The organism is Streptomyces sp. NPDC060031 (assembly GCF_042736805.1).
Taxonomy (GTDB): domain Bacteria; phylum Actinomycetota; class Actinomycetes; order Streptomycetales; family Streptomycetaceae; genus Streptomyces.
Genome location: NZ_JBHWVM010000033.1, coordinates 22,923 through 35,449, shown reverse-complemented (window position 1 = coordinate 35,449; position 12,527 = coordinate 22,923). Strand labels below are relative to the sequence as shown.

Annotated in this window: 11 protein-coding genes; all 11 read left to right on the top strand. The window is 73.4% G+C overall.

All coding sequences use genetic code 11. The annotated features are described in order from the left end of the window. The first annotated feature begins 112 nt into the window (after window positions 1-112). The 11 genes from ACFWB8_RS17065 to ACFWB8_RS17015 all read left to right on the top strand — a co-directional run bounded on the left by ACFWB8_RS17065 (window position 113) and on the right by ACFWB8_RS17015 (window position 12,384). Window positions 113-820 carry a phosphoribosylaminoimidazolesuccinocarboxamide synthase gene (locus tag ACFWB8_RS17065; RefSeq protein WP_385226788.1) on the top strand — a complete coding sequence of 236 codons (708 nt, stop codon included), beginning with the start codon at window positions 113-115 and terminating at the stop codon, window positions 818-820. Next, window positions 813-1,502: an SDR family oxidoreductase gene (locus ACFWB8_RS17060; protein ID WP_385226786.1), complete on the top strand. Its 690-nt coding sequence runs from the start codon at window positions 813-815 to the stop codon at window positions 1,500-1,502. Before ACFWB8_RS17065 ends, ACFWB8_RS17060 begins: the two co-directional genes overlap by 8 nt. Window positions 1,503-1,539: 37 nt before the next feature. Further along, entirely contained in the window at window positions 1,540-1,938 is a 399-nt protein-coding gene (locus ACFWB8_RS17055) for a hypothetical protein (RefSeq protein WP_385226784.1), read from the top strand. Beyond that, window positions 1,935-3,128 (top strand): MFS transporter, encoded by a 1,194-nt coding sequence (locus ACFWB8_RS17050; protein WP_385226782.1) that lies wholly within the window; start codon window positions 1,935-1,937, stop codon window positions 3,126-3,128. The genes ACFWB8_RS17055 and ACFWB8_RS17050 overlap by 4 nt, the downstream gene beginning before the upstream one ends. A 5-nt stretch (window positions 3,129-3,133) precedes the next feature. Continuing rightward, window positions 3,134-3,946 carry an HAD family hydrolase gene (locus ACFWB8_RS17045; RefSeq protein ID WP_385226780.1) on the top strand — a complete coding sequence of 271 codons (813 nt, stop codon included), beginning with the start codon at window positions 3,134-3,136 and terminating at the stop codon, window positions 3,944-3,946. Between the two features lie 48 nt (window positions 3,947-3,994). Beyond that, complete coding sequence (locus tag ACFWB8_RS17040; RefSeq protein ID WP_385226778.1) at window positions 3,995-5,974, top strand: alpha/beta hydrolase family protein; 1,980 nt, start codon at window positions 3,995-3,997, stop codon at window positions 5,972-5,974. Between the two features lie 106 nt (window positions 5,975-6,080). Then, window positions 6,081-7,052, top strand: coding sequence for a phosphoribosylaminoimidazolesuccinocarboxamide synthase (locus ACFWB8_RS17035; RefSeq protein ID WP_385226776.1), 972 nt, complete (start codon window positions 6,081-6,083; stop codon window positions 7,050-7,052). Continuing rightward, entirely contained in the window at window positions 7,049-8,080 is a 1,032-nt protein-coding gene (locus ACFWB8_RS17030; RefSeq protein WP_385226774.1) for a beta-ribofuranosylaminobenzene 5'-phosphate synthase family protein, read from the top strand. The genes ACFWB8_RS17035 and ACFWB8_RS17030 overlap by 4 nt, the downstream gene beginning before the upstream one ends. Beyond that, window positions 8,077-9,501 carry an adenylosuccinate lyase gene (purB, locus tag ACFWB8_RS17025; RefSeq protein WP_385226772.1) on the top strand — a complete coding sequence of 475 codons (1,425 nt, stop codon included), beginning with the start codon at window positions 8,077-8,079 and terminating at the stop codon, window positions 9,499-9,501. Before ACFWB8_RS17030 ends, purB begins: the two co-directional genes overlap by 4 nt. Window positions 9,502-9,622: 121 nt before the next feature. Then, window positions 9,623-11,245 carry an FAD-dependent oxidoreductase gene (locus ACFWB8_RS17020; protein ID WP_385226770.1) on the top strand — a complete coding sequence of 541 codons (1,623 nt, stop codon included), beginning with the start codon at window positions 9,623-9,625 and terminating at the stop codon, window positions 11,243-11,245. Then, on the top strand, window positions 11,242-12,384 hold the full coding sequence (locus tag ACFWB8_RS17015; protein WP_385226768.1) for an NAD(P)/FAD-dependent oxidoreductase: 1,143 nt from the start codon (window positions 11,242-11,244) through the stop codon (window positions 12,382-12,384). The genes ACFWB8_RS17020 and ACFWB8_RS17015 overlap by 4 nt, the downstream gene beginning before the upstream one ends. Window positions 12,385-12,527: the final 143 nt, after the last annotated feature.

Genomic DNA, 12,527 nt, shown 5'->3' with positions numbered 1-12,527 from the left:
GATCCATGCCGGATTCCGGCCATCAAAGAAACGTTTCTGCATGGTTGCCCCGACGGGCACCTTCCTTTTCCTTCTCACCGGTCCGCGTCGCGGACCAGAATGGACTTGAGGCGTGCATTCCCATGTGATGTCCCGGCAGCCCGATATCGAAGGACGCAGCAAGAAGGTCTGGCTGGTCGATTCCGACACCTGCCTGGTCGAGCTGATCCCCTCCCTGCGCAGCCACACCTTCAACCGTGACGAACTGATCGACGGAACGGCCGAACTGCGCCTCGACTTCTACGAGCACGTGTCCGGCAAGCTGGCCGCCGAGGGCGTGCACACGGTCTTCCGCGAGCGGACCGGCCCCCTGTCCTACCTGGCCGACTACCGGCCCTCCTCGCCGTTCGAGGTCATCGTCAAGAACCGCGCGACGGGCTCGACGATGCGCAAGTACCCCGGACTGTTCACCGAGGGGCAGCTGCTGGACCGGCCCGTGGTCAAGTTCGACTACCGGACCGACCCCGAGGACCAGCCGATCGGCGAGGACTACCTCAGGATGCTGGGCCTGGACGTCGACGCGTTCCACGAGGCGGCGCAGCACTGCAACGCCGTGCTGCGCAGGCTCCTGGAACCCCTGGACCTCTGGGACTTCTGCCTGATCATCGCGCCCGACAAGGAGCGCGGAGTGGTGATCAACTCGGAGATCTCGCCCGACTGCATGCGGCTGCGGTCCGCGGAGGGCGAGTGCTACGACAAGGACCTCTTCCGGCAGGGCGCCTCGGGTGACGAGATCATCAAGCGGTGGACCGAGCTCATGGGGATCATCACCCGTGCGTGAGCGCCAGGCGCTCGTGACGGGATCCAACCGGGGCACGGGCCGGGCCATCCGCGGCCGCCTCACCGAGGACGGCTTCCACGTCCGCTGCCTGAACCGGCGTTCCTGTGACGACCACACCGACCCCGTCAGCGCCGACCTCACCGACGGACAGGCCGCGTACGAAGCGGCGCGGGCGGTCCTGGACGGCGTACCGGAGCTGGATCTGCTGGTACTGAACGCGGTCACGCGCAGCCTCGGCAGGGTCGAAGAGCTCAGCCCGGCGGACTGGGACGCCGCGGTGGCCGTCAACCTGACCTCCAACGTACGCATCATCCAGGCGGCCCTGCCCGCCCTGCGGGCCGCCGGCGGGCACATCGTGCTGATGGGCTCGCACGCGGGCGAGCGCCCCTTCGAGGGCGGGCTGGCGTACTGCGCGACCAAGGCGGCCCTGCGGTCCGTCGCCGAGGTGCTGCTGATGGAGGAGCGGCCCCACGGCGTCCGCACGACCCTGCTCAGCCCCGGCGCGATCCGCAATTTCGACGACGACTTCTCCGAACACAAGATGAGCGTCGAATCGGTGGCGTCAGTGGTGTCGTGGGTGGTCGCCGCCCCCGCCGACACCGTCCTCGGAGAGGTCGAACTGCGGCCGGCGCGGCTGGGAACCCCGCCGGCGGTCGGCTTCGACCGGCTCCAGCACGTGTGAGTCAGAAGTTCATCTGCTACCTGATGGGAGCGTTCTGATGGCGCCGCAAAGCTTCGTCACCGAGTGGAACGCGGTCACCGGTGTGCTGGAGGCCGAACTGGCCTCCGTGCCCGTGCGGTCCGGATCCTGCGGATCGTCGGGAGAAAACTCCGTCGACTTCCAGGCGGTCGCGGCGGTGAGCTTCACCTCCGACGGCGGTGTCTGCGCGGTCAACGTGCCGGACATCCCCGACCACGTCCTGCCCGCCATCCCGCCGGCCAGCGGCGAGGAGACGGTGGGACTGGCCTGGCTGGACAGCGGATGGCTGTGGATCCCGCTCAGCCACGAGCAGGTCGCGCGCAGGCGCTCGGGCCTCGCGCACATCGAACTGCGCCTGAACGAGGTCGGCGTAACCGGCGTGGTTCTGCGATTCGTTGATCAGGAGATGACGACGTGAGCTATGTGGCACTGCTGCGCAGGCCGTCCGTTGCGCACGCCCTGGGCGGCTCGCTGATCGGACGGCTGCCGACCGCGATGACCGCCCTCGCCATGACGCTCACCCTGCGCGCGCACGACGCGGACTTCCGCTTCGTCGGGCTCGCGACCGCGGTGCTCGCCGTGGCGGGGGCGGTCGGGGGGCCCGCGCTCGGGCGCATGGTGGACCGATGGGGGCAGAGAGACGTCCTGGTCGCCGCCGCCGTGCTGTCCAGCTGCGGCACCGTGCTCATCGCGCTCGGGCCCTCCAACCGGGCGCTGGTCCTGGCCGGCGCGGTGCTGGCCGGGGCGGCGACACCGCCGCTGGAGCCGTGCCTGCGTACCCTGTGGCCGCGCCTGGTCGGCCAGGAGAACCTCCAGCGGGCCTTCTCCATGGACGCCGCCGCGCAGGAACTGGTCTTCATCGGCGGTCCGTTGATCGTCTCGGCCGCGGTGGCGCTCGGCAGCCCGCAAGCCGCGGTGGTGCTGTCCGCGGCCCTGTGCCTGGTCGGCACCCTGATCATGGCCAGCTCGCGCCCCTCCCGGGAGTGGCGCGGACAGCCCGGCACCCGCGACTGGCTCGGCCCCTTGCGCAGCCGCGCCCTGGTCATGCTCTTCCTCGGCCTGGCCGGGGCCGGCGCGGCCATCGGCGGACTGAACATCGTGGCCGTGGCGTACGCCGAGCGCGAGCACGTCACGGGCGGCGCGGGCACGCTCCTCGCGCTGTCGGCCGTCGGGGCGCTCATCGGCGCGGTGGCCTACGGCCGGCGCGAGTGGCCGATGGCACCGACGGCGCAGGCCGTGCTCTACGGCGGCGGGCTCACGGTGACGTACCTGCTGGTCGCCACCATGGCCCCGGCGGGGGTGATGGCCCTCGTCTGCCTGTCGACCGGCCTGTTCCTGTCACCGCTGCTGGTGGTGTCCTTCACGCTGGTCGACGCGCTGGCCCCGGAGGGCACGGTCACCGAGGCCTTCGCCTGGCTGATCACGCTGCTCACCACGGGCACCGCCCTCGGCTCGGCCCTCGCGGGCCTGGTGCTGGAGGTCTACAGCCCCGGCCCGGCCGCCGCGGCGACCGCGCTGTGCTGCCTGCTGGGCACCGGGTTCCTGGTGCTGTGCCACCGGCTGCCCGAGAGCCGCAAGCCCGCCGAGGCCGCCCCGGCGGCAGGATGAGCGCGGTGACGGGCCACGGCCGCCACCGGCTCCTCGCCTGTGACCTCGACGGAACGCTCCTCGACTCGGACGGCCGGGTCACGGACGCCGTGTCCGCCGCACTGCTGCGGGCACGGGACGCGGGCCTCGCCCTCGCCGTCATCACGGCCCGGCCGCGCCGCGACGTGGCGCGGGAGGTGTCCTCCCGGGTGCCCGGGTCGGCGTACTGGGCGTACAGCAACGGAGCGGTGATCCACGGCCCGGGAGCCGCCGCCCCGCGGCGGCTGGTCGGGTTCGGGCCCGAGGAGGCACGGCGGCTCGTGGCGGCCGTGGGGGCGGCCGCCGCCGGCTGGTCCTGCGCGCTGGACCTCGTGGACCGCACCGTCACGATCGACCCCTTCCCGCAGGAGGCCTCGCGGCACTGGAACCACGTCGAGCGCCGTGGCGCGCGGGCGGCCGGGCCGTTCCCGGAGCAGCCCGTGCCGAAGGTGCTCGTGCACACGGGCACGGTCTGTGACGCGGCCGTCGTGGAGCGGGTCCAGCGCGTGGTCGGTCCCGGGGCGGTGGCCACCGCCTCGGGAGGGGCGTTCGTCGAGCTCGTCCCGCCCGGCACCGGCAAATCCGAGGCGCTCAAGTGGATCTGCGCGGAGCTGGCGCTGGAACCGCCGGCCGCGGTGGCCGTGGGAGACGGCCTCAACGACCTGACGATGCTGCGACTGGCCGGCCTCGGGGCCGCACCGGCGAACGCGCCCGCGCAGGTGCGGCTCGCCGCGGACCTCGTCCTGCCGTCGAACGACGAGGACGCGGTCGCCGCGCTCGTCGCCCTGCTGCTCGACTGACCCCGAGCACCGCAACACACCGCAACACGACGTACGAGGGGTGAAGGCATGCTGCACGACGAGCCGTTACAGGCGCCGTACGGGAGCTGGCGCTCGGCGCTCGGCGCCCGCGACGTGGCCCGCGGCGCGACCCTGCCGGAGTGGCTGGACTTCGTGGGCGGCGAGGTCTGGTGGACCGAGCCCCTGGCCCACGACGGCGGACGGGGCGCCCTGATGCGGCGGGGCCCGGACGGCTCCCCCCAGGAGGTGCTGCCGCCGGGCTGGGACGTGCGCAGCCGTCTGTGCGAGTACGGGGCCCGGCCCTGGCTCCCGCTGTCCGGCCACCTCGGCGACGGCATCGTGTTCACCCACTGGGCCGACCAGCGCGTGTACCGGTGGTGTCCGGGCACGCGCCCCGAGCCGCTGAGCCCGCCGGACGATCCGGAAGGCACGTACCGCTACGGGGACTTCGCCGCCTTCGCCGCGGAGGTCTGGTGCCTGCGCGAGGCCCGGGGCGGGCCCCGCGAGCTGGTGGCCCTGCCGCTCGACGGCAGCGCCGCCGAGGACCCCGGCTCCGTACGGGTGCTGGCGGCGAGCCACACGTTCATGACGGGCCCGCGGATCGAGCCGGGCGGCCGTCGCGTCGCCTGGCTGGGCTGGAACCACCCCGACATGCCCTGGGACAGCTCCGAGCTCATGGTCGCGGAAATCTCGCCCGAGGGCCTGCTCGGCCCGCCCGTGCGGGCCACCGGAGGCGCCGGGCAGGCGGTCGCCCAGGCGGAGTGGGCCACCGACGGCTCGGGCCGGCTGCTGGCGGTCACCGACCCGGACGGCTGGTGGAACCTCCACGAGGTCACCACCGGCGGAGACGCCGAGAACCTCTGCCCCCGGGAGGAGGAGTTCGGCGAGGCGCTGTGGCGGATCGGCACCCGCTGGTTCCTGCCCCTGCGCGACGGGAGCACCGCGGTCACCCACGGCGCCGGCAGCCGCCGGCTCGGGCTCCTCGGCCCGGGCGGCGAACTCACCGCCCTCGGCGCCGAAGGGCCCCGCGCCGAAGGGCCCTTGTCCGACGGGCCCCGCGCCGAATGCCCCTACACCGAGTGGACCTCGCCCGCCACCGACGGCCGCCGGATCGCCGCCGTGGCGGCCGGTCCCGGCCACCGGCCCACCGTGGTGCTGGTGGACCCGGCCGACGGCAGCATCGAGACCCTGCGCGCACCCGCCCACGAGCACCACGAGCTCGCGCCCGCCCCCTACCGGCGGACCTACCGGGGCCCCGGCGGCGAGGAGGTGCACGCGCACGTCTACCCGCCGCACCACCCGGCGTACCGGGCCCCCGAGGGAGAGCTGCCCCCGTACGTGGTGCTGGCGCACGGCGGTCCCACCAACCGCACCCACATGACCCCGCACCCGCACATCGCGTACTTCACCAGCCGCGGCATAGGCGTCCTGGACGTCCAGTACGGCGGCTCCACCGGCTACGGCAGGGCGTACCGGGAGCGGCTGCGCGGCGGCTGGGGCGTGGTCGACGTACGCGACTGCGCGACGGCTGCCCGCGGGCTGGCGGCCGAAGGGCTCGCCGACCCGCTGCGGATCGCGATCCGCGGGGCGAGCGCGGGCGGCTGGACCGCCGCGGCCTCGCTCATCGCCGAGCCCGGGCTCTACCGGGCCGCCGCGATCCACTTCCCGGTGCTGGACGCGGACACCTGGCAGCGCACGACCCACGACTTCGAGTCCCGGTACGCCCAGACGCTGATCGGCCCGTGGCCCGAGAGCCGTGAACTGTACGAGCGGCGCTCCCCGCTGCACGGCGCCGCCCGCATCCGGGCCCCGTTCGCGCTGTTCCAGGGCACGCAGGACGCGATCTGCCCGCCGAGCCAGGCCGAACTGCTGCTGGCGCGGCTGAAGGACAGCGACGTGACCTACACGTACGAGGCCTTCGAGGGCGAGGGGCACGGCTTCCGCAAGGCGGAGACGGTGCGGCGGACCCTGCGCACCGAGCTGGAGCTGTACGGCAGGGCCTTCGGATTCGAGCCCGCGCCGGAGTGACGGCGGGGCGCGGCGGACGGAGTTGTCACATCCCGGAGGCCGAGATCGTCTTCAACTCTGGGAGCCACCGTGCCGCTTGTGGGGCGCAATCCAGAGAGAAGAGTCGATGAAGCGCTGGTCCACGAAGGATCTGTACACACTGACACCGCCCGCGGACGGCCGGCCCGGTGATGGGATCCTGACGTTCACGGATCGATACTCCGTCTTCGATTTCGGCGTCATGCCCGACGAGATACCGGGCAAGGGCAAGGCCTCCTGCGCCATGGCGGTCCGGTCGTTCGGGCTGATGGCCGACGCCGGGATCACCACGCACTTCGTCGAGCAGGTCTCCGACAACGCCATCCGCATCAAGCTCCTCGACATCGACTTCGAGGGCCGCCGGGCGAGGACGGGACCGGGCGGCATGATCCCGCTCCAGGTCGTCTACCGGGGCGCGCTGCCCCGGGAGTCCTCGGTGCACCGGCGGGTCGCGGCCGGGCGCCTGGACCCGGCGCTGGTGCCGGGCCGCCGCGAGCCCGGCTCCCCGTGGCTGGCGGAGGTGATGGTCGAGTTCACCACGAAGTTCGAGGAGACCGACCGCTTCGTCACCCGGGAGGAGGCCGCGACCGTCGGCCGCGTCGGCCCGCAGGACATCGCCCGGATCGAGAAGCTGACGCAGGCGCTGGCCCCGGTCCTCACGGCGCACTGCGAGTCGGTCGGCCTGGAACTCGTCGACGGCAAGGCCGAGTACGGGTTCGACGCGGACGGCGAGCTGATGGTCATCGACCACGCCGGCACCCCTGACGAGAACCGCTTTTACCACGACGGAGTTCCGGTCTGTAAGGAGCTCCTGCGCCACCTCCACCCGGGTCTGCGCGAGCTCGTCCAGCAGAACATCCGCGCGGGGCTGCCGCGCGACCGGTGGGCGCCGCCGGCCCCGCTGGGATCCGCCGCGGTGGCCGCGACCAGCGAGGTGTACGCCGCGCTGACCGTGCTGTGGACCGCCCCGTCCGACGGCGCCCGTGAGCGGCTGTCGGCCGCGGTACGGGACTTCGTGGCGGCCACGGGGGCCACCCTCGGCGAGCGGACCGGGCTGTGACGGGGCGCGGCGGCGTGCGGGTGTCCGCCCCGGCCCGCCTGAGCTTCACCCTCATCAGCCTGGACGGCACCTCGATGCGCCGCAACGGCATCGCCGCCATGGCCGTGGACCGCCCCGGGCTGACGGCCGAGGTGCGGGCCGCCGCCGACGGGACCACCGTGGTGACCGGCACGGCCGAGGAGACCACCCGGGAGGTGGCCGCGGCCGTCGAGACGCTGCGCGGGCTCTGGGACGGCCCCGCGGCCCGCGTGGACGTCACCGAACCGCTGCCCCAGCACAGCGGGTTCGGTTCCAAGACCAACACCCTGCTCGCCATCGGGCACGCGTACGGGCGGCTGTGCGGGCAGAAGACCGATCTGCGGGAGCTCGCGCGGATCCTCGGCCGCGGCCGGACCTCGGGGGCGAGCACCGGCCTCGCCGAGTACGGCGGCTTCCTCGTGGACGGCGGGCACCGCAACCCGCCGGAGTTCGCCCGGGCGCCGCAGGACTTCCTGCGCCCGAGCCGGTTCGCCCGGGAGGTCGCGCCGCCGAAGCCCGTCGTCAGGCTCGACTTCCCCGACTGGCCGGTCCTCGTCCTGCTCACCAACGGCCGGCACCTGGGCGGCCAGGAGGAGCTGGACTGGTTCCAGAAGGTCACCCCGATCCCCCCGCAGGAGTCCTGGCGCACCTCGCACCTGGTCTTCATGGGGCTCGCCCCGGCGGTCCTGGAGCAGGACTACGAGGCCTTCTGCGCCGCGGTCGACGAGATCACCTTCACCGGCCACTTCAAGCAGGCGCAGATCGCGTTCCAGGGCGAGGCGGTGACGAGCGTGCTGGATGCGGGGCGCGCGGAACCCTCGGTCGACGCGATCGCGCTCAGCGTGACCGGCCCGGCCTGCTTCGCCTTCACGCAGCGGCCGCAGGCGGCCTCCGTGTGGGCCGAGGAGCTGCGTCGCCGCGGGCTGATCAGGGACTTCTGGTTCACCAAGGCGAACAACGACGGAATCAGCACCACTGACATCGATCCGACTCGGAAAGCAGTGCGATGAACGCGAACATCCCGGATGTACTGGCGGCCCGCTACGCCTCGCAGGAACTGGTCGAACTCTGGTCGCACGAGCACAAGATCGTGCTGGAGCGCCGGCTGTGGCTGGCGGTGCTCACCGCGCAGCGGGAGCTGGGCATCGACGTGCCCGCGCAGGCGATAGCCGACTACGAGCGGGTCGTCGACGAGATCGACCTGGACTCCATCGCCGAGCGGGAGCAGGTCACCCGCCACGACGTGAAGGCCCGGATCGAGGAGTTCAACGCCCTCGCGGGCCACGAGCACATCCACAAGGGCATGACCTCGCGCGATCTGACCGAGAACGTCGAGCAGCTCCAGATCCGCGACAGCCTCGTGCTGGTGCGGGACCGGGCCGTCGCGCTGCTCACGCGGCTCGGCCGGCTGGCCGCGCAGCACTCGGACCAGGTCATGGCGGCCCGTTCGCACAACGTGGCGGCGCAGACCACGACGCTGGGCAAGCGCTTCGCCACCGTGGCGGAAGAGGTGCTGGTGGCCTTCGGGCGGCTGGACGAGCTGGTCGGCCGCTACCCGATGCGGGGCATCAAGGGCCCGGTGGGCACCGCGCAGGACATGCTCGACCTGCTCGGCGGCGACCGCGGCCGGCTGGTGGAGCTGGAGGACCGCATCGCGGCACACCTCGGCTTCGCCCACCGCTTCACCAGCGTGGGCCAGGTCTACCCGCGCTCGCTGGACTACGAGGTGCTGAGCCTGCTGGTGCAGCTGGCCGCCGGTCCCTCCTCGCTGGCCCGCTCGATCCGGCTGATGGCCGGCGACGAGCTGGTCACCGAGGGCTTCGCGGAGGGCCAGGTCGGTTCCTCGGCCATGCCGCACAAGATGAACTCCCGTTCGTGCGAGCGGATCAACGGGCTGATGATCGTCCTGCGCGGTTTCGCGTCGATGGCCGCCGAGCTGTCGGGCGACCAGTGGAACGAGGGCGACGTGTCCTGCTCGGTGGTGCGCCGGGTCGCGCTGCCCGACGCGTTCTTCGCCCTGGACGGGCTGCTGGAGACCCTGCTGACGGTGCTGGACGAGTTCGAGGTCTTCCCGTCGATGATCGAGGCGGAGCTGGAGCGGTACCTGCCCTTCCTGGCGACGACGAAGATGCTGATGGCGGCCGTGCGCCGGGGCGTGGGCCGGGAGGCCGCTCACGAGGTCATCAAGGAGCACGCGGTCGGCTCGGCCCTCGACATGCGTTCCGACGGCGCCGACAACCGCCTGCTGGACCGCCTCGCGGCGGACGAGCGCTTCCCGCTCGACCGGGCGGAGCTCGACGAACTGCTGGCCGACCGCATCGGGTTCACGGGAGCGGCGGCCGAGCAGGTCACGGCGCTCGTGGCGCGGATCGACGCGGTCGCGGGCCGCTACCCGGACGGCGTGGGCTACAAGCCCGGCCGGCTGCTCTGAGCCCGTCGTCCCGCGGCGCGGACCCGGCGTCCGTCATAGCGCCGGGTCCGCGCCGCGGGGCGGCTTCCCTTCCACCGTCATCTGCACTTCCACCACCGGGAATTCGAGGGAATTGGCTTCCGTGCGAGACCACGAAATCGACACCATTGTGATCGGCTCCGGCGGCGCCGGACTGCTCGCGGCGTGCAGGGCCGCCGACGGCGGACGGCGGGTGCTCGTCCTTGAGCGCACGCCGGTGCTGGGCGGTACGACCGCCGTATCGGGCGGCATGGTCTGGGTTCCGAACAGTTCCGTGATGCGCGAGCACGGCATGCCCGACTCTCCCGAGGACGCCCTGCGCTACCTGGAGCTCGTCACCGAGGGCGCCGTCGAGCCGTGGCGCCTGGAGCAGTACGTCGAGACCGCCCCGGAGGTGGTCGACTACCTGCACGCCGAGACCCCGGTGCGGTTCTTCCCCATCGACCGGCCCGACTACCACTCGGACTGGCCGGGCGCCCGCGACGTGGGCCGCACCCTGGACAACGTCCCCTTCCCGACCGCCGACCGGCCGGGCCTGGTGGACCGGATCCGGCGCGGCAGTCATTTCGACGCCGTCACCTACGACGAACGCCACCGCTGGCACTCCCCGGAGCTCTACGACCACGAGCTCGTCTCCCGCCGCAAGGCCGAGGGCGTGCTGACCGTCGGCGCCGCGCTGGTGGCGGGCCTCGTCGCGGCCTGCGACGAGCGCGGGGTGTCCTTCGAGACCGGCGTACGGGTCCGCGGACTGCTGATCGAGGACGGCAGGGTGGCGGGGGTCCGGGCGCAGACCCCCCACGGCCCGGTCGAGTACCGGGCGAGCGCCGGCGTGGTCCTGGCCAGCGGCGGCTTCGAGTGGGACGAGCGGCTCAAGCGGGCGCACCTCGGGGTGGCCGGCACCCGTCCGGTCAGCCCGCCGTGGAACCACGGCGACGGGCTGCTGATGGCCCTGGAGGCCGGGGCGGCGGTGGACGGCATGTCGCAGGCCTGGTGGGTCCCCACGGTGAGCGCGCCCGGCGCCGAGTACGACGGATCGCAGCTCACCCGGCACCTGGTGGGCGAGCGCTGCCTGCCCGGGTCGGTCATCGTGAACCGGCAGGGCCGCCGCTTCGTCAACGAGGCCGTCAACTACAACGACGTCACCAAGGCCTTCCTGACCTTCGACCCCACCCGGCACGCGTACCCGAACGCCCCCGCCTGGCTGGTCTTCGACGAGGCGTTCCGCCGGCGCTACCCGATCACCTCCGTGCAGCCCTCGGACCCCGTACCGGACTGGTACGAGCGCGGGGACTCGCCCGCCGAGCTGGCCCGGCGCCTGGGCGTCGACGAGGAGGGGCTGACCGCCACCCTCGCGGCCTTCAACCTGCACGCGGCCCGCGGCGAGGATCCCGAGTTCGGCCGCGGCACCACCAGTCACGACCGCTACTACGGGGACGAGCGGCACGGCCCGAACCCCTGCCTGGCCCCGCTGGAGCAGGCGCCGTTCTACGCCGTCCGGGTCGAGCCCGGCATGCTCGGCACCAAGGGGGGCGTGGTCACCGACGTCGGCGGCCGGGTGCTGCGGCACGACGACACCCCGATCCCGGGCCTGTACGCCTGCGGCAACGTCTCGGCGGCGCCGATGGGACCGGGCTACCCCGGCTCAGGCGGCACCCTCGGGCCCGCGCTGGTCGGCGGCTACCTGTGCGGGACCGCCCTCGGAAAGAACGGCGGGGCGGCGCGATGAGGGCCGTGGTGGTCGGCGCCGGTTCGATCGGCGGCTGCGTGGCCCTGAACCTCGCCGAACAGGGAGTCTCCGTCATCCTGGTGGACGGCCAGGACCCCGGTACGGGCCTGTCCGCACACGGCTTCGGCTGGGTGAACGCCGTGGACAACGGGTCCGACGCCTACTTCGCCCTCACCGCGGAGAGCCTGGACGCCCACGAGCGGCTCGCCGCCCGGACCGAGGGCGAACCCTGGCTGTTCCGGCGCGGCAACCTGCACTGGGCGGACACGGCCGCCGGAGCCGACCGCTTGGCCGCCGTCGCCGCTGGCTACCGCGAACGCAACTACCCCGTCGAGGAGTTCGACGCCGAGCGCGCGTCGCGCGAACTCCAGCCGGGGCTCGCCCTGGACGCCCTGCACGGCCCGCTCCTCTACTACCCGGCCGACGCGCACGTGATCAGCGACCGGTTCGTGGCCGCCGTGCAGGCGCGCTGCCGCCGCGCGGGCGTGGAGATCCGTACGGGCGATCCGGTCGCGGGCTTCGTCGGCGCGGACCCGGTGCGCGGAGTCGTACTGGCCTCCGGGGAGCGGATCGAGGCGGACGCCGTCGTCACCTGCGCCGGGCGCGGCACCCGCGAACTGCTCGCCCGGGTGGGCGCCGACGTACCGCTGGTGGAGCCGGGGGACGAGGGCACGCTCACCCTGGGCCTGCTGGTACGCACCTCCGCGGTGCGGGCGCCGGCGCCGGTGGAGCGCGTGCTGCACGCCCCGGACCTGAGCATCCGGCCGCACAGCGGCGGCCGGCTGGTGCTGCACTGCCACGACGTGGACGAGGAACTGGTGCCGGGCCGAGGTGACTTGGCCGAACAGGGCCGAAGCGCCGCGCTGCGCGTGCTGGAGCGGCTGGACGGGGTGCTGCCCGGCGCCGGCACGGGGGTCGAGGTGGAGTCCGCGTACGTCGGCGTACGGCCGATGCCGGCGGACGGGATGAGCGTGCTCGGGTGGGTGCCGGGGGTCGGCTCGCTGTACGTGGTCGTCACGCACAGCGGCCTGACCCTGGCGCCCGTCCTGGGGGAGATCGTCGCCCGGGAGGTGCTGGGCGAGCCGTCGCCGCTGGCGGCGGCCTTCCGGCCCGAGCGGTTCGCCGCCCGGCTCGCGTAGGAGGAGACGAAGGGAAGGGGGGGGGCGGGGGGGCCCAGCCCCCAACCACACCTGGGCCGGTTACCGGGCACCGGGGCCCGCCCCAACGGGCCGGGGGGGGTGGGGGGGGGCAGGAAACGCGGCACGCCCCCCGAGACGACCGC